This window comes from Schaalia radingae, from assembly GCF_900106055.1.
GTDB classification, from domain to species: domain Bacteria; phylum Actinomycetota; class Actinomycetes; order Actinomycetales; family Actinomycetaceae; genus Pauljensenia; species Pauljensenia radingae_A.
In genome coordinates this window covers 939869-958828 of record NZ_LT629792.1, presented here as the reverse complement: position 1 = coordinate 958828, position 18960 = coordinate 939869, and the positions used below count along the sequence as shown (strand labels likewise).

Sequence of the window (18960 nt, the reverse complement as noted above, 5' to 3'; positions counted from 1 at the left end):
GCCCTCGTGCCACCATAATTTCGGTGAGCATCGGACACGACGTGGCATATGCGGGGCGCCTGTGCGTGGCGGCCGCGATTGTTGTGCCCGGATCAATGCTGGTCATCGCCATGTCGGCCTATGTGCTGGTTCTGGTTGTCATGTTCGCCGCGAAGGAGAGGCGATGAATACGATGTATCTGATTGCGATCCTTGCGGTAGCCGGTATTGTCACCGTGTTGCTGCGCGCCGTGCCGTTCGCGTTGCTCGCCCCGATCCGCGAATCTCGCCTCATCAAATGGCTGGGCAGGCGCATGGCTGTGGGCATCATGGCCATCTTGAGCGTCTACACGATGATGGATGTTGCGTGGAGCGACCTGCAGGCAACAGTGCCGACACTGGTCGCCCTCGTCGTGACGGTCGGACTGCACCTGTGGAAACACAACCTCATGATTTCGATTCTCAGCGGAACAGTCGTGTGTATCGCACTGTCAGCAGTGGTCGGCTAGGAACGCTCCATCCACGCGACCTGTGAGGACAGTCGCGCTCTGATGACTCGTTCAAGTTCGCTGTGATCGGCCAGTGTGGGGTCTGCGCTGATGGTGCGTCGCGCAGCGTCACGCGCCTGCTCGATAATGTCGCCATCTCGTGAGACCGACAGGAAACGCAGTCCCGAGGTGCGCCCTGACTGTTGGGCGCCGACCACGTCGCCTTCTCGACGTAGCGTCAGATCCACGCGAGCCAGTTCGAATCCGTCTGTCGTGCGCGCGAAGGCCTCGAGCCGTTCGCGGGCTGGTGCCGACAGGTCGTGGCGGTGTACCGCCATGCACACGCTGTCTGAATCCGAGCGTCCGACGCGGCCGCGCAACTGGTGCAGCTGTGAGAGGCCAAATTGCTGGGCGTCAATGATGACCATCATGGTCGCTTCGGGCACATCCACTCCCACTTCGATCACTGTGGTGGACACGAGGACAGGGGCGCGACCCGCAATGAAGTCATCCATGATGCGGGTCTTGTCAGCACTGCCGATTCGTCCGTGCAGTTCCTCGATCCCGATACCCTGCAACGCTGTCTGGGTGCGCAGTGCGGCCGCCACCGCGTGGACGGATGCGAGCGGTGGACGGTGGTCAGCTGCATCGGTGTCTTCGACGTCGTCTCCCTCATCAATACGTGGACAGACGACGAAAATGCGGCCGCCCTGGTCGATCTCTTCGCGGGCGCGTTCCCATAGACGCTGCATCCACGCCGCGTTGGCCACATCGACTAAGAATGTGCTGACGGGGCGACGCCCCGGTGGAAGCTCATTGATGCACGTCTGGTCCAGGTCACCGAACACGGTCATCGCGACAGTTCGCGGAATGGGCGTGGCGGTCATGACCAGTTGGTGCGGGATCGTCAGCGTGGCAGCGGTGGCCGCGCCGCGCAGGTGGTCACGCTGGGCAACACCGAAACGATGCTGCTCGTCGATGACAACCAGGCCCAGGTGCGCGAATGTGACGCTATCTTGCAGCAAAGTGTGTGTACCGACCACGATCATGGGCTGGCCGTCAGCAAGGTCGCGTTCCAGAGTGCGGCGCTCGGCGCGCGGAGTGGAAGCTGTGAGCAGTTCGATGCGTGGCGCGTGGGTGGTCATCCGCGCGATCAGGGCATGCAGGGACTGGTAGTGCTGCTCAGCGAGGACCTCGGTGGGTACCAGCATCGCCGCCTGGAATCCTGAATCCATAACCTGGCACATGGCCAGTGCCGATACCACCGTCTTACCGGATCCCACGTCGCCTTGCAGGAGGCGCTGCATGGGGCGTTCGCGCATGAGGTCACGTGAAATGGCCTCCACCGCTGTTTCCTGGGAGCCCGTCAAGACGAAAGGCAGGGAGTCGCGTAAAGCCTGGACGGCACCGTCATCGCCTCGCGGACACACCGGCGCCTTTTCCATGTCACTACCGCGTCTGACGCAGGCCAGCCCAGCCTGCAGTGTGAATGCTTCACGCCACGCCATGTGCGCGCGGGCAGTTTTCCAGTCCTCGCGGCTGTCCGGCTCGTGCAGTGCGCGCAACGTGGTGACCAGATCAGGCAGACCAGCTTCACGGCGAATCGTTTCCGGGACGGGGTCAGCCAGGTCGCCCTCGTGCATGGACTGAAGCAGAAAAGACACAGCGCGCTCAATGGTCCACGAATTGAGCGAGGCAGTGGCCGGGTAAATGGGGATGAGTCGCTGACTGCGTTCAACGATCTCCGGAATCGTGGCATCCTGCGCGCCTTCAAACTGCGGATTTGTCAGCTGAACCTTCCCCTTGTAGGAACCGACCTTGCCGGCAAACAGCATGCGCGCACCAGGTTCGAGCAGTCGTTCGTGGGGCGCGAGGCGATAGCGCGTGGAAGCGAAGAACGTGGCGGTGATCGTCTCGGACCCATCGGTCAGTTCAACCACGAAGCGTACCCCTTTGCGCGTGCGGTTGGGCATCATCTGGGCACTGAGCACTTCAGCGAGGATCGTCACCGTGTCCCCTTCGCGCAGCGAACTGATCGGTGTAAGCGAGCCCCACTGGTCGAGCCTGCGTGGCCCGTACGTGAGCAGGTCAGCCACCGAGATCAGATCGTGTGCGGCAAGTTTTCGCGCCGTCGAGGCGGGCAGACGCAGCGCAAGGGGGACGTCGAGGGAGGTGGAAAACCCGTTCATACGGTCAGTCCCTGAATAATGCTGGGGCCTGCCTGTCCGCCGTCAATTACTTCGAGCTCATTGATGTCAGGTGCCAGCATCTGACGAACCGTTGCCGTCAGATTCGGACCGTCGGCAGCTCCGATCAGCAGACGCACGCGTCTGGGGGCGCGCGCCTTGACTTCCCGCACGGCAAGAGGAAGTTGCTCATCCGCATCATAGGTTATGGCCAGGGCGAAGCTGGCTGCAGCTGCGCGCGCTGCTGACTGAGTCAGCATGGTCTGCATGACAGGTGCGACGGTGGGTCCGCCTGGCTGTGGGACGAAGGCGCTGGCGCACGCTCGGGTGCATTCCAGCGCTGTCAGGTCGTCCTCGCACGGGGCGACAATGACTGTGTGGGGCGATACATCACGAATACGTTCGGCACGTGCGCGGCTGGCACTGTCGCAGGCGGCAATGAGCGACACTCCTGTTGACGAATGCGCGAGGGCGCAAGTGATGGCCTCAATGTCCTGGTCATTCGGGTCGAGCAGTGTCAGTGCTCCTGCCTGTGCGAGGTCTTCGACAAGGCCGGGTGCATGAGTCATCGCTATAACTGTGGCGCGTTCGATGCGCTGGTGGGTGCGGCGTTCGAGGAGCTGAGCGCCGCGATGCGTCACACCGTCACTGAGCGTGTCCACGCCGATGAGTTCGTCGGGTCGGCCGTCACGGACCATAAACCGGGTGACGGTACCGTGGGGTGGTCGAACTGCCAATGGCGCCGATGTGTCGATGCGGAAACGCCAGGTGCCATAGGCAAACAAATCGGTGGCTCCCACTGCCGCCCACCGAGCTTCCAGTGCATCAAGATAGTCGCCTGCATTCGTGGCATCGTCAGTACTGCCTGCCACAATCATGTCCACATTGAAGGCGTCGCGCGGGCGGGCAGCGGTCGAAACCAGGCGCGAATGTGAATGAGCCAGGTCGCTCATCATACGTGCCAGTGAGTCCAGGATGGCTGGATCGTCACGCATGGTGCAGTCCAGTGATGCGGCGATGACGATCAGGGCTGCTGCACCTGCGTCGATATAGTCATCAGTCGCGTTGATCAGCCCATACTGCAATTGGCTGGAATACAGGGAGACAAGGTCGCTCTGATCAGGAACCGTTGCTCCCAGAACCTCGAGTTCGCTGGTTGCCTCATCAAACATTGCAGCAAGGGCAGGTGCGACATTCACGTGGGCGTCGGGCGCATCCCAGGGGGCGGATGTGAGCATCCGTCGCACGATGATCGGATTGAGATCTGCGCCGGACTCTTGTCGCAGGGCGTGTGCCCAGGCACTCCATAGAGCGGTAATGAGCAATCCGACGTGTCCGTGCCCTGTGCGGATCCCCTCGCTGACCAACGTGTCGAGGTAATCAGCCAGAGGCATGTCCGGGTCAGTTGGGGCGAGGCGGCTCATGGATTCCACTGTCAGAAGCGCGTTGGTGCCCGTGTCGCAGTCGTGGGAGTTCCATCCATCGAGGTCATCCAGGAAGGGACGCAATTTGGCCAGCTCCGTGGCGGCTGTTGTCAGCGTGATTGCCAGCGTGTGTGCTGAGAGTTCACCGGTCACGGATAGGCCTTTCGCTATGAGTAGTCACGGGTGATCCTATCGTCTCACTTTTGGTCGCTCGCGCGCAGATGTGGTGGAACTGACACAGGCAATGTGGTTCAAAGAGTTGGAGAATAGGCCTGCCATCAGCTACCATTTTGTGGTTGCTCGTGGTGGATTCGCACCACATCGACTGTCTCATTTGGGACGATAACTGACTACTTAGAGGAGATCATCGTGGCTTCCGTATGCGACGTTTGCGGCAAGGGACCGGGCTTCGGTAAGAGTGTCTCGCACTCCCACAAGCGCACGAATCGCCGCTGGAACCCGAATATCCAGCGCGTTCGTACCTTGGTTGACGGCACACCCAAGCGACTGAATGTGTGCACGAAGTGCCTGAAGTCTGAACGGGTGGCGCGTCACACCCGCTGATACGCTGCTTTCTGATTCGCCGTCTACAGTGTAGGCGGCGAATTTTTTGCGCCTGCGGCAGGAACCGGGCGCATCTGAAAAGTGGAGATGGTCTCCGATCTGACCGAAGTCAGTTCGGAGACCATCTTCATTTCAGTGATCGATTCAGCGACTCACTTTCACTGTTGAGGTGAGGAGTCTTGCGGCGGATACGGCGGTTCTGCCTGGTTATCAGCTGATCCTGACGGGTCCTGAGCCGGAGGCTGGTACCCCTGATTCGGGTACTGCGAACCGAATTCCTGCTGGTAAGCTGCGGCTGCCCCTTGCGGGTACTGGTTGTACTGCGCCGAGTTTTGGGGGCCTTGAGGAGCGTTCATGCCCTGTTGAATCCCATTTCCGTACCCGTACTGCTGCTGAGGAGCAGCTTGAACCGGAGCTGGCTGCTGACGCCAGGCTTGCGCCGTCTTCTTTCCAGCGAGCAACGGCAGCAGTGGCGTGTCGACCAATGCTTCGGGAAGAATCTCGGCCAGCAGTGAGGCGAAGAAGAGTCCGAGGATGGCGACCGTGAACGGCGTCCACCATGACATGCCGAGAGAAGCACTCTCACCGAACATATGCATCGACACGTTGGAAAGCCACAGGCCAACAATGAGCCACGCCAGAAGACCGATGACTGGCATCTGCCAGATCCTGGCCCACTGAATCGAGCCGGTGCGCGTGCGTCGAGCCCCGATGTGGATCGCCATTGCGATGATGGCGACGATGGCGAGGATGAAACCGATGACGGCGGCGATGGGGTGGAAATTCCAGATCATGGCAGTGCCACTGCCACCGTAGGATCCACCCGAACCGAACATGTCCATCATTGAGCCACCCACCGAGAATCCACCGAAGAAGCACATGCCTGTAATCCAGATGATGATGTTGGCCAACAGCGGCAGAACCAGCGTGACGGACACGCCATCTGTCTTGGCAAAAAACACGATCCCAAGAATCAGAGCGAAGGGAGCGAAGATGGCGAAGAGCACCGCATGTGCCTGAACGAATTCGCGAGCACCAGTAAGCAGCTCCGCAACAAACTTGTTGTCTTTCCAGCTGGCAGGAAGAGATTTACGAGTAAAGAAAAGCGTGATCCCAACGAAGAACGTCACGTTCAGGAAGATGTGGAAGAAACCGGGTCCCATTGACAGGCTGCCGAGGTTGTCAAAGGACAGGTCACCGCCGTCGAGCGGTGCGACAAGCCGCAGCCTCCAAAAACCGAACAGGATCGAGGTAACGAGGCCAATAGCCAGAGCCTCCAGCACTGTGCGGACTAGGTGGGCAACCAGGTTGGTGTTATCGCGCTGGACTTTGAAGAATCGTTTGAGCACGACCCAGATCAGCGTGCAGATGACAGCCCAGGCGAGGATGAACAGCACTGAGAGTGTTCCTCCGGCTATTGTGAAGCCCATAGCCTGAGCACCTGCAAAGATGTAGCCTCCCAGCACAACACCGGCGAATACGAGGGGCGAGGGGCCCGACAGTATGGAGTCATCTGAGCCGGCCGCGCCGCCCATCGCCGATCCCAGAGGCATGAGGAACAGGCCAAAGATGAATGAGACGACGACGAGCACCCCCAGCACGGCGCCGAGGGCAGCGAGGCCGCGCCCATTGGCAAATCCGGCCTTGAGCTCGCCCATAAATGCTGGCGGGAGCACTGGTTTTGCTGGTTGCGCAGGCTGCTGCACGTAGGGCTGGCCCGGCTGCTGGTACTGCGGCTGTTGCATGGGCTGTGGAGCATAGGGCTGGCCCGGCTGCGCGTAAGGCTGTTGAGGAGCGGGCTGAGCATAAGGCTGCTGGTACTGCGGTTGCTGCGGCGGAACCGGTTGCTGGTACTGCGGCTGTTGCATGGGCTGTGGAGCATAGGGCTGGCCCTGAGGCTGAACGTATGGCTGCTGAGCGTATGGCTGGCTCTGTTGCTGAGGAGCGGGCTGAGCATAAGGCTGCTGGTACTGCGGTTGCTGCGGCGGAACCGGTTGCTGGTACTGCGGCTGTTGCATGGGCTGTTGAGCATATTGCTGGCCCTGCTGCACCTGCGACTGGTCAGCAACTGGTTGCTGAAACTGCGGCTGCTGCGCAGGTTGCTCCGGCTGACTGAGTGGCTGTTCTTCGGCGGCTTCCGGCTCGGTCACAGGCTCACTTGGTTGTGATCCCTGGACTGGAGCGTCCTGGTTGCTATCATGAACGTTTTCGTTGCTCATGAAGTCCCCTCACTAGCGTATTGACAGGTTACACGTAGTCCTAGTGTATCGGTTTAACTATTGTCTTGACGGAAATGGTCGAAGCCACCACTCAGTCGCTGCCCATCAAGACGAATCCCAGGTTGATCTCCCGGGCTCACTGCTCCGATCACGCCAATTGCCCTGAACGGTGAGGGCAACACAACCTGAGGCGGGAACGTAGCCAACATCGGATGATCCTCACCGCCGAAAAGGACCCACTCCATAGCGTGATGTCCGCATGCCTGTGCAGCAGCATCCAGCGCCTCGACGTCATCGGCCAGCAGAGACGAATCAATTTCGAGCATCACCTCCGACGCGCGTGCCATCCTGCCTCCGTCACGCACCAGCCCGTCGGACACATCCATCATGGCGTGGGCATTGTGGCGAGCGGCAATCGGACCGGCTTCCAGCGGAGGCTCGGGCGCACGGTAGATCCTCACCGCTTCAGCGAAATCTCCCAGCAGGATATCGTCATGAACTGAGGGGTCAACGATGCGGCGTGACAGCAATTCCAGGCCTGCGCCGGAACGCCCCAATGTTCCGGCTATCGCTACGATGTCACCGGGTCGTGCACCTGAACGCAGGACGGGAGGCCCATCGACCCACCCGTGTGCGGTGACTGAAATGATCAGTTCCTCTCCCCCGGTCAGGTCGCCGCCGACCACGCCTGCGCCCGCTTCACGGGCACGCTGACCGAAGGCCTGCACCATGTCCACAAGCCAGTCAACGTCGTAGTCACCGCGCAGAACAAGGGAGACAACAAGCGCGCTCGTGCGCCCACCCATCGCAGCGATGTCTGCCAGATTCTGGGCCGCAGCCCGCGCACCTATTTCAGCGCCGGTGGACCAGGCTTTCAGAAAGTGACTCTCTCCGACCAATGTATCGGTGGTCACCAGGAATGAGGGTTCAGGGCAGGAGATCAGCGCGCAGTCATCACCTGAACCGACGATGGTGCGCTCACCTTGGGGAAGAACATTGACAAAACGGGCGATCAGGTCGCCTTCATCACAGTCTCGGACCTTCATGCTGTCAGTGTACGTGAGCGTGCTGACGCATACAGACACATTGCTGCCGCCGAGGCCACATTCAAAGATTCAGCTTTCCCTGCCATCGGGATGCACACCAGATGGTCGCACTGACGCATTTCATCGGGTGACAGGCCTCGCGCTTCATTGCCGAAAACCCATGCGTGTGTGCGGGAAAGGAGCGGCGAGTCGCCCTCGTCAATGTCGAGAAGGCTGACAGATCCGTGCCCTCCGGACGTCCCAAGGACGAGTGCACCCCAGGTGCGAGCGCGCTCGATCGCCGCATCGAAAGTCAGGCCTGACATGATCGGCAGGTGGAACACTGATCCCGCTGTTGAGCGGATCACTTTCGGGCTGCGAACGTCAGCGGTGCCCACCGTGGTCAGGACGCACTGCGCACCCATCGCATCGGCCGTGCGTATCAGCGTACCGACGTTGCCGGGGTCTTGGATGCGCGCAAGGATCACTGCCAGTCCGTCAACGCTCGGCATCTGCGTAACAATCGCGTCGTGTCGAGCGACCGCGATGATGCCCTGACAGTCAGGGGACATCGCGTGAGCAACCTCGTCGGTGACGCGGTGAACCCACCGTGTGGCCTGGCGGGCCTGCTCCACGATTTCTGGCTGGGATTCCTCGACTCGTTCGGTGACGTAGACGTCGGTGACGCACTCGGGGCGCCATGTCACCAGTTCGAGGACTGCTCCTGGGCCTTCAACCAGGAGGAGTCCGGTGCGTGATTGTGCTGAGCGCCCGCCGAGTGAACGGACTGTTCGCACGCGGTCGGCACGCGGGTTGTCCATCACAGGCGGGCGCTCAGGATGAAAATTGTGAGTCAATCAGGATGCCTTGGGAGCGTTGACGTCTTCGGGCAGCGCTTCACGGGCAGTCTTCACAATTGCTGCGAAGGCGTTTGCGTCGTTGACTGCCAGGTCGGCCAGCATGCGGCGATCGATTTCGATGCCGGCAAGGTTCAGACCCTGAATGAGGCGGTTGTACGTCATGCCGTTTGCGCGTGCGGCAGCGTTGATGCGCTGGATCCACAGGCGACGGAAGTCACCCTTGCGGCGCTTACGGTCACGGTAGCTGTATACGAAAGAGTGAGTGACCTGCTCTTTTGCCTTACGGTACAGGCGTGAGCGCTGCCCACGGTATCCGGATGCGCGATCAAGTGTGGTGCGACGCTTCTTGCGGGCGTTGACAGACCTTTTCACACGTGCCATGTTGTTATCTCCTTACCTACAAGTCTTCGCTATCACTTACCCAGCAGGGTACGAACTCGCTTCGCATCTGCAGGTGCCAGCACCTGGTCACGGGAGAGGCGGCGAGTACGGCGTGAAGACTTGTGCTCGAGCAGGTGACGCTTACCAGCACGTTCACGCATGATTTTGCCGGAACCGGTCACGCGGAAGCGCTTCTTGGTTCCTGAGTGCGTCTTGTTCTTTCCTTTTGACATAGTGTCGTTTCCTAACCTTCAACACCTCTTGGCACTGGTGCCAAGAAAGTAGCTACTGTTCCGCGCTTTCAGCGTTCCTGGCGCTGCGAGCTTGCTCCTTGCTGGAACGTTCTGCCTGCTTGTCACGGCGGGCTTCGCGCTCAGCCTTGCGGCGGCGGCGTTGTTCGCTCATTGCTTCTGACTTGCGTCGCGTTGGGGCGAGCACCATCGTCATGTTGCGGCCATCCTGACGTGGGACGGATTCGACCGTCGCCATGTCACCGACCTCTTCTGCCAGACGCTCCAGCAAACGAACTCCCGCTTCGGGGCGAGACTGCTCGCGTCCGCGGAACATGATCATGACCTTGACTTTGTCTCCCTGGTTCAGGAAACGCTCCACGTGGTTCTTCTTCACGTTGAAGTCGTGGTCATCAATCTTCAGGCGGAAACGGATCTCTTTGAGCTGGGTGTTTGCCTGGTTGCGTCGCGCGTCGCGCGCTTTCTGTGCGGCTTCGTACTTGTACTTGCCGTAGTCCATCAATTTGGCTACTGGAGGTTTCGCGTTGGGTGCCACTTCAACGAGGTCGAGGCCTGCTTCGTCTGCCAGACGCAATGCGTCTTCGACGCGCACGACTCCGACTTGTTCTCCCGATGGGCCGACAAGACGTACTTCGTTTACTTTGATGCGCTCATTGATCCGAGGCTCGCTGATGGGTGGCTCCTTCCATGGTGGTGCATCACGAAAAAATCTCCGTGCGCAACGCAACGGAGACTGACACCACGTGGCCACAGCGATGCTGCACGCAGCATCGGCTCAAGCCAGGAACCCGATCCCCTGAGGCGGGAATCAAGGTGGGAGTATCTCCGCTTACGTCCCGGGTACGGTACCCGGACAATCGACAGCTACTGTATCACTGCCGTCGAAGGCAAATCCAGCGAGATTAGGCAGGATCGTCATGGGGTGCCTCACACTGCCAGATGTGGAAGGCCCCGCGTGCAACATCTGGTCACACACAGGGCCTTCGTCACTGAGATGCGGCGGTATGCGAATCACTCGCGGTTTACCACCATGATCCTGACGACCTCAGTTCAGTGATTTCAGGTTCAGTGCTTCCCTCGGGGAATGTCACCTGGCCTGACACACGGAATTCAACGTTGTCCGGTGAGGGGTTCTTGTTGAATTCGGTCGGATTTGTCTGGGTCTTGATCGTGGCCTTATCCGTGACGAACTCAAATGCGGTGAAGTCTTCAAGGGTGGTGGGCAGTTTGGTCACTTCCAGAACAGCGAGTTTGGTGCTCTGCACGCCGCTGGGGCATGCTTCATTCAGATTTCCACCGTCGATGGAGGCACAGCTTTCCACGAATTCCTTGGCCCGATCAAGCATCAGTGTCTGCAGTTTTTCGGTCGGTTCGGGTGCGTCCCACCAGAGCGTCGAGGATGACTCCGGGCCCCCACGATCAGGCTCTTGTCGGGATAGTTCACATACTCATTGGATCCGTAGGATGCCTGCGCTGGGTAGATTCCGGGGTACAGGTAGAACGTCTGATACTCCTGGGAGTTCTGATCATCGTTCGTGATCGGAACGCTTTGAGAGCCGATGGTGACCGAGTCAAAAGTGCCTGGCTGGAGGGTGATCTCTGTGGCCAGTGTGTCGTCAATCTTCCAGTTCTTGAGAACGAGGAAGGTGGGCTGGGCAGGGGTGACCTGAAGTGTCGTATCGACGACTTGCCCATCAAGGTAGTATTCGACATCCAGCATTACTCCACGCGGCTTGTCGGAGCTGAGTGAATAGTCATCACTGCCGGAATCAGTTCGCGTCACCGAGAAATTTTCGATTCGCGCGGTCGCGCCGGCCATTGCTTCGTTTGTCAGAAACGCTCGTTGATTATTGGGTTTGCCGGGGTCCACCATCTGCGATGCAGCATTCGCGTCACCCGCTGCAAGATATCCCAGGTATTCTTCAGCAGCTTTTTCAGGGGTCCGCGTGCTGTTGAGGATGTAGAAAGCGATTGTCCCGATCAACGCGAGTGCCATCAGTACGCCGATGACCACCAACACGATGCGGACAGTCTTGCCGGACGAGGACTTAGTCGTGGTCGCTGCGTAGGAAGACCCGGCGCCAGAAGCCATCGCAGCAAACTGCGGCTGTGGTTGCGGCGAGTACTGTTGCGGGTTGGGCTGCTGATAGTACTGCTGCTGGGCATATTGCTGCGGTTGCTGCGTCGCTTGCGCGTATTGCTGTGCCTGCCCCTGCTGCGGTTCTGGCGAATCGGTGGGTGGTGGCGGAGGAGGCATGTACGAGTCAGCACTCCCCTGAGTCTCCGAGTGTGAGCTCAGGTCGTTACCATTCGCATTTTCGGACATAGTGCCATACCCCCGGTAAATAGATTTAACGCATGAAAGCGCTTCAATCCTAGTCTACTTTCACCGTGAAGTGGCCGATCGCGCCCGCTTTCAGAACTGGAAGGGGAAGTCGAACGAGCATGCAGGGGCTCCACTGTCATCAAAAGTAACGGCTCCGACCATCTCGAGCTCATCCTCGTGAGGGGAATCAGCCCCATCGCTATGGAAGAGCATAACCAGCGGGTCGAATGCGACGTCGAGCTTCGCTTGATACGGGTTAAAGGCGTAGTCCTGTACGGAAATTCCTTCTTTCAGCTCTGCCAACTTCGCCCCAAAATGTTGTGCGGCGACAGACATATACCCGCATTGATCAGCCTTCACATCGGCTGCGCACTGGTCGACGAACTTCTGTGCTTCGTCAACAATGCTCTGGCGGAACGTGTCCGTTACTTTGGACTCGAACACTGCAGAGTTGAAGCTCTGAGCTGTGTGAGCATCCTTTTCTCTATCGGCCCGCGATCTTGATTGATGCTACAAACTCTATTATTCCAAACTATCGCTTAACGCAGCATTTTGACAACATTATCCCGCTTCAATCCTCAGGAGTCACGATCTTCATATGGAAAACAGGATCTGATCTCTTCGACAATTCGACCGTGCCCTGGACGGCGAGTTTCTGCTCCTTGTCCGGTATATTGAGCCCGTCATCCCTGAAATGGAGCGTCGCCCTCGTCACATCTGTTCGCATGTCCGGAATCCCCGTGGAGTGCACCATCGACACAAGCTGGTTGCCAGCGGGGCCGGCAGTGGTCAGTTCTCCATTGAGGGTGGCTGATTCTGATTGCTCATCTGTGTAGAAAGCGTAAATGAATCCGCACTGTTCATCAGGATCGTCGCGGTTTTCCCGGCATTCATGCAGGAAAGGGTTCGCGCAGTCAACAAATGCCGCAGTGAATGTGTCTGTCAGTTCCGGCTCCCATTCAACAACCGACTCCGGAGAGTATTGATCACTGTCGTCGGGTGCCACAGTCAGATCCTGATCGGCGAATCCGGAAGGAAATACGACAGTCGTAGCCAGCGGTCTGGTGATCTGCCAGGTATCTTCACCAACGGGCCGGCTCACCTCGATTTCCACTTCATATTCCTGTCCGCCCAGCAGGTAAGTGACGCCGAACAGACACCTCAGGGCTGTCGGATTGTGACGGGCGGGCCATCATCACCATCACGATGGCAGCCACGGCCACCACAGCGGCCACTGCACATACGATGCCAATAATCAGACCGGTTTTTCCTGGGTAGCGTGGACTGCACATTGGTCGGCCGGGATGGAGTGGGTTGCGGAGCAGGTTGCGTCATCGGCTGGTCTCCTTACCTGCGTCGTGACAAGTTATGATCATCGTAAGAGACCACGTTCAGGATTAACAGCTATACCGCATGAACCCACGTTGGCGCGATCATGATCTGGTCAGCCGCAGCTTTGAGACGATCACTGCCATAAATGCAGTTGATTGCGCGGGACAATTCGCGTCGGACCGCTCGCTCATCACCACCGGCGGCCGCGCACAGCTCGACGATGACGCGACTGCCGCCTCCATGATGGATACGCACATCGACCACGCATCGGACACCCTCGTCCATGATGATGCGCAGCAGACCGGCGGCAAGTTCGCGATCTTTCCACGCGGGCAGCCACCTGTCCCCCACTGACAGCGAATTGCACGCGGGGCGCGGGATCACGATATTCGCACCGCGCGGATCGGCCACTATCAGCCCTCGGGTTTCGACGAGGGCGCTCAACGCGGCAAGGCGCGTTGAGACAGGCAATGGGCGTGCCTGTGGGTCAAACGCTGCAAGCTCATCCGTTGACGTGAACACGGCCAATGCCGGGCCTTCAGGTATTTCCGCCCTGGTGAACTCCACGTGGTTGTCAGAGTTTCCGCCATTGAGGACAACTGGAATAATGACGCGCTCACTGCTCAGTGCGTGAACAAGCTGTTCGAGGCGCTCGCCCTGCTCGCTGCGGGTACCGGCTGGCAGTCCGAGTGCGTGACGCGTCAACGGCAACGTCTGGCCACAATCCGATGAGTCGGTGTGCAGTGTCAGGCGCTGCGCAATCTTGTCGCGTTGCTCATCGCTCAGTTCCATCATGACTGCTGAGGGCCGGCCGCTTCCAGCGCCTCTTCCAACGTGAACGCCCCGGCGTACAGGGCTTTACCAATGATTGCGCCTTCCAGGCCGATCGACGTCAGTTCACGCAGGGCTCGAATATCGTCAATGCTGGACACGCCGCCCGAGGCGACAACCGGCGCATCGGTACGTTCACATACGGCGCGGAGCAGATCAATATTCGGCCCCTGCATCATGCCGTCACGCGCCACATCGGTGACCACGTATCGGGCACAGCCAGCCTCGTTCAGACGCTCCAGGACCTTCCAGACATTTCCACCTGGTTTCGTCCAGCCTCGTGCTGCCAGAGTCTCACCGCGCACATCCAAGCCCACGGCAACCTGATCGCCGTAACGCTGGATAATCGATTCGGTCCATTCGGGGTCTTCCAGCGCTGCCGTGCCGATATTGATGCGGCGTGCACCGGTGGCCAGGGCGCGCTGAAGTGAGGCGTCATCACGGATGCCGCCCGACAGTTCAACGTGCAGCGGGATCTGGCGTACGACATCAGCCAGCAGGTCGATATTGGATCCGCGTCCAAAAGCGGCATCCAGGTCAACCAGGTGCAGCCACGCGGCGCCTGCGTGGGTGAACGCCTGTGCAGCTTCCAGGGGTGCGCCGTACTGTGTTTCCGTTCCTGCCTCACCCTGGCGCAAGCGCACTGCCTGCCCCTCAACCACGTCAACGGCAGGCAGAAGAATCAACGGAGTATCCATCAGTCACCTTTTCTAGTCAGATAGAGCGGTTTTAGTCAGACACGGTGGTCGCCAACCAATTCTGCAGCAGCTTCAAGCCGGCGGCACCAGATTTTTCGGGGTGGAACTGTGTGGCGCTCAGCGCTCCGTCTTCCACGGCTGCGACAAAGCGCTGACCGTAGGTTGCCCAGCTCGTCTGCGGAGCAGCTGCCGTGCGAGGGCGAGATGTCCGAGCCGGATCATCCATCACGGCGTAGGAATGCACGAAGTAGAAGTACTCCTCATCCAGTCCGTCGAACAGTGTCGTATCGGATGCGGCTTCAACCTGTGTCCACCCCATGTGCGGAATGATGGGCGCGTCCAGACGGTCCACGGTTCCGTCCCACTGCCCCAGGCCCTCGGTCGTGCCCTTTTCAGTGGAGCGGTCGAACATGATCTGCAGCCCGACGCAGATTCCCAGCACGGGCCTTGCACCTGCGATCCGGCGTTCAATCATCCTCAGGCCTTGCACTGCGCGCAGCTGGTCCATCACCGTGATGAATGCTCCCACACCTGGCACCACCAGGCCGTCAGCTTCGCTGACTTCCTGCGGATCGGCGCTCAGTGAGACGTCGGCACCGGCTCGTTCCAGCGCACTGCACGCTGAGCGCACGTTGCCTGACCCGAATCTCAAGACGACGATTCGAGAGCGTCGCTGCATCATGCTCATGGTTTTCTGAACCACCCTAATGGGCCGCGTGGCCGCTTCAGGCATGTGCCATCAGGTGCGACCGACCCGTTGTAGTCATCCGGGGTGGTTCTGCCCAGCAGCAGGTCTTCAAGGGCCACCGGCATTGATCCGATCAGCACGCCAGCTGGAATATCGTCTTCCGGCTCGCCCGACACGTATCGGCGTGCACTGATCTGTCCGGATACACCCGGCTCCACATCTTCCTCGTCACCTTCAACCAGCCACGACATGATTGCCACGGAGCCCAGCTTGGACAGGCGTGAGGTCAGTCGTGCCACCTGATCCACTTCGGGTGGCATGGAGCGGCACTTGCCCATCAGTGAGGCCAGCTCGTCTTCCTCGGTCATCGGCTGATTGGAATCAACTTTCAGCCAAATCGCGGTCCACGGCTTAATCGGGACGACGTGGACGGAAAGCCCGGCCAGCTGCAGGAGTTTGTGCAGCGCCTCGGCTGACGGAATCGGTGTGAGCACCAATGCGACCGACAGGGATCCACCTTCCAGGTGCAAGGATTCATCAACCGGAGTGTCCAGGTCATGCCGTTCGGCAGGTGCGCTTGAGCGCTCGAAGTCCGCAACGATTCCCGCGAACTTAGCGTCAATGTCCTCATCGTCAGGACGCTGAGGAACATCCTGGACCATTACAGTGCTCCTTTGGTAGACGGAATGCCACTCACCCGTGGATCCGGTTCAACAGCGCCGCGCATCGCGCGGGCAAGTGCCTTGAACTGCGCTTCCACAATGTGGTGCGGGTCGCGACCGGCAAGCAGACGCACATGCAGACAGATTCCGGCGTTATAGGCCAGCGACTCAAACACGTGTCGTGTCATGGAGCCGGTGAAGTGCCCGCCAATGAGGTGGTATTCCTGGCCGGCCGGCTCGCCCTCGTGCACGAGGTACGGCCGCCCTGAAATGTCCACAACAGCATGAGCGAGGGCTTCATCCAGGGGCACCGTAGCATCTGCGAAACGGCGGATTCCTGCCTTGTCACCAAGCGCCAACTTGATGGCCTGGCCCAGGCAGATCGCGGTGTCTTCGACAGTGTGGTGCACGTCCACGTCCACATCCCCGCGCGCCTGAACAGTCAGGTCAATCAGGGAGTGACGCCCAAATGCGGTGAGCATATGGTCGTAGAACGGCACACCAGTCGAAATGTTGGTCACGCCGCTGCCGTCAAGATTCACTTCCAGATGAATTGTTGACTCTGATGTTTCGCGGTCAATTGTCGCAGTTCGCGCGTTCATGAGAGAACCTCCTCCAGTGCCGTCATGAATTGCTGGTTTTCCTCAGGTGTCCCTACGCTGACCCGCAGCCAGCCGTCAGGGCCGACGACGCGGATCAACACGCCCCGCTCCAGGAGCTTGTCAAAGATGTCCTGCCGGTTATCGAAACGTCCAAAGAAAATGAAGTTCGCGTCAGATTGAGCCACCTGCAGCCCTCGTGATTCCAGCCAGTGCGCGAGGGCGTCCCGACTGTCACGCAGGTCGGCCACCTGCTGCATGAGGCATTCACGGTGACGCAGCGCCGCCAGTGCCGCTGCCTGCGTGATGGCTGACAGATGGTAGGGCAAGCGCACCAGCATGATCGCGTCAATGACGTCCTGGCAGGCCACCATGTATCCCAGACGCAACCCCGCCATTCCAAATGCTTTCGACATAGTGCGGGAGACGACCACGTGCGGATTCTGCTCAACGAGTTCGAGTGCCGAGGATGTCCCCGCACGCCTGAATTCCGCGTACGCTTCATCGATGACCAGCAGGCTCGCTGTGGGCTGTCCGTCCGGCCCGACAGGCCCGCTGAATCGCGTGTCGTCAGCCAGGGAGCGGATGTCGTCAAGTGACAGTGCTGTTCCGGTGGGATTGTTCGGACTGGCCAGCAGAACGACTGCCGGGTGCTCAGTTTCGAGCAGGTCGCGCAGGGCATCCAGGTCGATGGAAAAATCCTCGTGCCGATCACACGTGACCCACCGTGAGCACGTGTCGCGCGCGTACTCGTGATACATCGAGTATGTCGGGGCACATGAAACGACGGTCCGTGACGTGCCGGCGAATGCCTGCAGAATCTGGGTCATGACTTCGTTGGAACCGTTGGCTGCCCATACATGTTCGGGCGGAACACTTACACCGCTTTCGTCAGCCAGATATCGTGCCAGTTCCCCACGCAGTTCCAGAAAATCGCGATCCGGGTAGCGGTTCAGCCCGCTGGCGGCGCGAGCCACTGAGCGCGCGATATCGTCAACCAGCTCGTCAGAAGGCGCCCACGGATTCTCATTGACGTTCAGGCGTACGGGCACATCCAATTGGGGCGCGCCATACGGGCTCAGCCCCGCAAGTTCAGGGCGCAGCGGCAAACGTAAATCAGTCATTGCGTCCGCCTTCCTCGCGCCGGATCAGCGCGGCTGCTCCGTGTGCCGGCAGGTCTTCGGCACATGCCAGCGTGTTGAGGTCATCGGTGAGCGCTTCGAGCGCATCGTGTGAATACTCAACGACCTGCTGGCTGCGCAGATACTGTCCCACGTTCAGTCCGGCAGCGTAGCGGGCGGTGCCTCCTGTGGGCAGGACGTGGTTGGAGCCTGCAACGTAGTCGCCCAGCGGTACCGGCGTGTACGGGCCGACAAAAATGGCACCTGCGTTGCGCACGCGCAGCGCTACTTCGGCAGCATTCTCTGTCTGTACTTCGAGGTGTTCGGGAGCATACGCATCCACAACGCGCAGCCCAGCATCCAGATCATCGACGAGGACGATGCCCGACTGCGGTCCGCTCAGCGCCGTCATAATGCGTTCGGTGTGCGCGGTCAGCGGTGCCAGCCGCTGAATCTCAGCTTCCACTGCATCCGCAAGCGGCTCACTGTCCGTGATCAGAACAGATGCGGCAGCAGGATCATGCTCCGCCTGGCTGATCAAGTCAGCGGCAACGAAAGCGGGGTGAGCATCACCATCGGCAAGGATCGCTATTTCAGTGGTTCCCGCTTCCGCATCGATCCCCACGTGAGCAGACACCACCCGCTTAGCTGCGGCCACATAAATGTTGCCCGGTCCTGCTACGACATCAACCGGTTCACACACGTCACCCTCGTCGTCAAATCCGTAGGCAAGGCCGGCGATTGCCTGCGCACCACCCATTGCCCACACGTCGTCCACGCCCAACAGTGCGCACGCTGCAAGGATTGTCGGGTGCGGCAGTCCGCCGAACTCGCGTTGCGGCGGTGAAGCCAGGGCGATTGAGCTGACGCCGGCGACCTGCGCGCACACCACGTTCATCACAACTGAGGAGGGGTAGACAGCCAGGCCACCTGGGACGTAGACACCGGCGCGCTGCACCGGTACCCACCGCTGGGTAATCGTGCCGCCGGGAATGATGGTGGCGTGTTGCGTGGTGGGCAGCTGGACAGTGTGGCCGGCGCGGTTATGCTCGATCGACACTTCCAGCGCGCCGCGCACCGCAGGGTCAAGTCCGTCGAGGGCGGCACGGATCTGGTCGGCCGGTACCTTCAGGCGATCAGGACGCACATGGTCGAAACGCTCGGCACAGTCCTTGATGGCGCTCGCACCCTCGTGGATGACGCTGTCGATAATCGGCGTGACAGCCTCGACGGCTGCGGTGATGTCGAATGCAGCTCGTGGCAGTTGACGGCGGATTGCATCTGTGGTGGCACTGGTGCCGCGAAGATCCATGCGTTTCATAACTCT

22 protein-coding genes are annotated in these 18960 nt (G+C 59.9%); 3 read left to right on the top strand and 19 right to left on the bottom strand.

Annotated elements, in window-relative coordinates; translation table 11 throughout:
• The first annotated feature begins 23 nt into the window (after nucleotides 1-23).
• Both BLT69_RS10790 and BLT69_RS04215 read left to right on the top strand, forming a co-directional pair.
• Complete coding sequence (locus tag BLT69_RS10790; RefSeq protein WP_157843501.1) at nucleotides 24-167, top strand: hypothetical protein; 144 nt, start codon at nucleotides 24-26, stop codon at nucleotides 165-167.
• Nucleotides 164-487: a branched-chain amino acid transporter permease gene (locus BLT69_RS04215; protein WP_058236491.1), complete on the top strand. Its 324-nt coding sequence runs from the start codon at nucleotides 164-166 to the stop codon at nucleotides 485-487. Before BLT69_RS10790 ends, BLT69_RS04215 begins: the two co-directional genes overlap by 4 nt.
• Here BLT69_RS04215 and BLT69_RS04210 read toward each other — a convergent pair.
• Together BLT69_RS04210 and BLT69_RS04205 are read right to left on the bottom strand one after the other, a co-directional pair.
• On the bottom strand, nucleotides 484-2655 hold the full coding sequence (locus tag BLT69_RS04210; protein ID WP_058236490.1) for an ATP-dependent DNA helicase RecG: 2172 nt from the start codon (nucleotides 2653-2655) through the stop codon (nucleotides 484-486). The genes BLT69_RS04215 and BLT69_RS04210 overlap by 4 nt on opposite strands.
• The gene (locus tag BLT69_RS04205) at nucleotides 2652-4229 is read right to left on the bottom strand and encodes a hypothetical protein (protein WP_058236489.1); all 1578 of its coding nucleotides are present in this window, start codon (nucleotides 4227-4229) and stop codon (nucleotides 2652-2654) included. Before BLT69_RS04205 ends, BLT69_RS04210 begins: the two co-directional genes overlap by 4 nt.
• A 216-nt stretch (nucleotides 4230-4445) precedes the next feature.
• Between BLT69_RS04205 and rpmB the strand changes: the two genes are divergently transcribed.
• A complete protein-coding gene (gene rpmB / locus BLT69_RS04200; RefSeq protein ID WP_058236488.1) occupies nucleotides 4446-4640 on the top strand; it encodes a 50S ribosomal protein L28 in 195 nt (64 codons plus the stop codon).
• Nucleotides 4641-4798: 158 nt separating this feature from the next.
• Here the strand turns inward: rpmB and BLT69_RS11045 are convergent, their stop codons facing one another.
• The 17 genes from BLT69_RS11045 to hisD form a co-directional block, all read right to left on the bottom strand.
• On the bottom strand, nucleotides 4799-6859 hold the full coding sequence (locus BLT69_RS11045; RefSeq protein ID WP_257590407.1) for a hypothetical protein: 2061 nt from the start codon (nucleotides 6857-6859) through the stop codon (nucleotides 4799-4801).
• A 53-nt stretch (nucleotides 6860-6912) separates the two neighbouring features.
• Complete coding sequence (gene thiL, locus BLT69_RS04190; protein ID WP_070725863.1) at nucleotides 6913-7905, bottom strand: thiamine-phosphate kinase; 993 nt, start codon at nucleotides 7903-7905, stop codon at nucleotides 6913-6915.
• Entirely contained in the window at nucleotides 7902-8741 is an 840-nt protein-coding gene (locus BLT69_RS04185; RefSeq protein ID WP_227469197.1) for a TrmH family RNA methyltransferase, read from the bottom strand. The genes thiL and BLT69_RS04185 overlap by 4 nt, the downstream gene beginning before the upstream one ends.
• A complete protein-coding gene (rplT, locus tag BLT69_RS04180) occupies nucleotides 8742-9125 on the bottom strand; it encodes a 50S ribosomal protein L20 (protein WP_058236484.1) in 384 nt (127 codons plus the stop codon).
• A gap of 32 nt (nucleotides 9126-9157) precedes the next feature.
• Nucleotides 9158-9358 (bottom strand): 50S ribosomal protein L35, encoded by a 201-nt coding sequence (gene rpmI, locus BLT69_RS04175; protein WP_058236483.1) that lies wholly within the window; start codon nucleotides 9356-9358, stop codon nucleotides 9158-9160.
• 52 nt (nucleotides 9359-9410) lie between these two features.
• The gene (gene infC / locus BLT69_RS04170; protein WP_227469198.1) at nucleotides 9411-10127 is read right to left on the bottom strand and encodes a translation initiation factor IF-3; all 717 of its coding nucleotides are present in this window, start codon (nucleotides 10125-10127) and stop codon (nucleotides 9411-9413) included.
• Nucleotides 10128-10398: 271 nt separating this feature from the next.
• The gene (locus BLT69_RS04165; RefSeq protein ID WP_092648478.1) at nucleotides 10399-10722 is read right to left on the bottom strand and encodes a hypothetical protein; all 324 of its coding nucleotides are present in this window, start codon (nucleotides 10720-10722) and stop codon (nucleotides 10399-10401) included.
• Entirely contained in the window at nucleotides 10722-11633 is a 912-nt protein-coding gene (locus BLT69_RS04160) for a hypothetical protein (RefSeq protein ID WP_157886345.1), read from the bottom strand. Before BLT69_RS04160 ends, BLT69_RS04165 begins: the two co-directional genes overlap by 1 nt.
• A gap of 159 nt (nucleotides 11634-11792) precedes the next feature.
• Nucleotides 11793-12146 (bottom strand): hypothetical protein, encoded by a 354-nt coding sequence (locus tag BLT69_RS04155; RefSeq protein WP_070725866.1) that lies wholly within the window; start codon nucleotides 12144-12146, stop codon nucleotides 11793-11795.
• 127 nt (nucleotides 12147-12273) lie between these two features.
• Nucleotides 12274-12804: a hypothetical protein gene (locus tag BLT69_RS04150; RefSeq protein ID WP_157886344.1), complete on the bottom strand. Its 531-nt coding sequence runs from the start codon at nucleotides 12802-12804 to the stop codon at nucleotides 12274-12276.
• A gap of 302 nt (nucleotides 12805-13106) precedes the next feature.
• The gene (locus tag BLT69_RS04145) at nucleotides 13107-13829 is read right to left on the bottom strand and encodes an SseB family protein (RefSeq protein WP_070725871.1); all 723 of its coding nucleotides are present in this window, start codon (nucleotides 13827-13829) and stop codon (nucleotides 13107-13109) included.
• On the bottom strand, nucleotides 13826-14563 hold the full coding sequence (gene priA, locus BLT69_RS04140; RefSeq protein ID WP_070725872.1) for a bifunctional 1-(5-phosphoribosyl)-5-((5-phosphoribosylamino)methylideneamino)imidazole-4-carboxamide isomerase/phosphoribosylanthranilate isomerase PriA: 738 nt from the start codon (nucleotides 14561-14563) through the stop codon (nucleotides 13826-13828). Before priA ends, BLT69_RS04145 begins: the two co-directional genes overlap by 4 nt.
• A 31-nt stretch (nucleotides 14564-14594) precedes the next feature.
• Complete coding sequence (gene hisH / locus BLT69_RS04135; protein ID WP_257590406.1) at nucleotides 14595-15251, bottom strand: imidazole glycerol phosphate synthase subunit HisH; 657 nt, start codon at nucleotides 15249-15251, stop codon at nucleotides 14595-14597.
• Nucleotides 15248-15913 (bottom strand): hypothetical protein, encoded by a 666-nt coding sequence (locus tag BLT69_RS04130; RefSeq protein WP_058236478.1) that lies wholly within the window; start codon nucleotides 15911-15913, stop codon nucleotides 15248-15250. The genes hisH and BLT69_RS04130 overlap by 4 nt, the downstream gene beginning before the upstream one ends.
• Nucleotides 15913-16515 carry an imidazoleglycerol-phosphate dehydratase HisB gene (hisB, locus tag BLT69_RS04125; protein ID WP_058236477.1) on the bottom strand — a complete coding sequence of 201 codons (603 nt, stop codon included), beginning with the start codon at nucleotides 16513-16515 and terminating at the stop codon, nucleotides 15913-15915. Before hisB ends, BLT69_RS04130 begins: the two co-directional genes overlap by 1 nt.
• Entirely contained in the window at nucleotides 16512-17636 is a 1125-nt protein-coding gene (locus tag BLT69_RS04120; RefSeq protein ID WP_070725874.1) for a histidinol-phosphate transaminase, read from the bottom strand. Before BLT69_RS04120 ends, hisB begins: the two co-directional genes overlap by 4 nt.
• Nucleotides 17629-18954 (bottom strand): histidinol dehydrogenase, encoded by a 1326-nt coding sequence (gene hisD, locus BLT69_RS04115; RefSeq protein ID WP_070725875.1) that lies wholly within the window; start codon nucleotides 18952-18954, stop codon nucleotides 17629-17631. The genes BLT69_RS04120 and hisD overlap by 8 nt, the downstream gene beginning before the upstream one ends.
• Between the last annotated feature and the right edge of the window lie 6 nt (nucleotides 18955-18960).

Bases quoted from the DNA above. Each gene is read 5' to 3' on its own strand.
- hisB (WP_058236477.1), bottom strand. From the start codon at position 16,515: ATGAACGCGCGAACTGCGACAATTGACCGCGAAACATCAGAGTCAACA.
- BLT69_RS04145 (WP_070725871.1), bottom strand. From the start codon at position 13,829: ATGATGGAACTGAGCGATGAGCAACGCGACAAGATTGCGCAGCGCCTG.
- BLT69_RS04165 (WP_092648478.1), bottom strand. From the start codon at position 10,722: ATGCTTGATCGGGCCAAGGAATTCGTGGAAAGCTGTGCCTCCATCGAC.
- BLT69_RS11045 (WP_257590407.1), bottom strand. From the start codon at position 6,859: ATGAGCAACGAAAACGTTCATGATAGCAACCAGGACGCTCCAGTCCAG.
- BLT69_RS04120 (WP_070725874.1), bottom strand. From the start codon at position 17,636: ATGACTGATTTACGTTTGCCGCTGCGCCCTGAACTTGCGGGGCTGAGC.
- BLT69_RS04160 (WP_157886345.1), bottom strand. From the start codon at position 11,633: ATGCCTCCTCCGCCACCACCCACCGATTCGCCAGAACCGCAGCAGGGG.
- hisD (WP_070725875.1), bottom strand. From the start codon at position 18,954: ATGAAACGCATGGATCTTCGCGGCACCAGTGCCACCACAGATGCAATC.
- thiL (WP_070725863.1), bottom strand. From the start codon at position 7,905: ATGAAGGTCCGAGACTGTGATGAAGGCGACCTGATCGCCCGTTTTGTC.
- rplT (WP_058236484.1), bottom strand. From the start codon at position 9,125: ATGGCACGTGTGAAAAGGTCTGTCAACGCCCGCAAGAAGCGTCGCACC.
- BLT69_RS04210 (WP_058236490.1), bottom strand. From the start codon at position 2,655: ATGAACGGGTTTTCCACCTCCCTCGACGTCCCCCTTGCGCTGCGTCTG.
- BLT69_RS04215 (WP_058236491.1), top strand. From the start codon at position 164: ATGAATACGATGTATCTGATTGCGATCCTTGCGGTAGCCGGTATTGTC.
- hisH (WP_257590406.1), bottom strand. From the start codon at position 15,251: ATGAGCATGATGCAGCGACGCTCTCGAATCGTCGTCTTGAGATTCGGG.
- rpmI (WP_058236483.1), bottom strand. From the start codon at position 9,358: ATGTCAAAAGGAAAGAACAAGACGCACTCAGGAACCAAGAAGCGCTTC.
- priA (WP_070725872.1), bottom strand. From the start codon at position 14,563: ATGGATACTCCGTTGATTCTTCTGCCTGCCGTTGACGTGGTTGAGGGG.
- BLT69_RS04130 (WP_058236478.1), bottom strand. From the start codon at position 15,913: ATGGTCCAGGATGTTCCTCAGCGTCCTGACGATGAGGACATTGACGCT.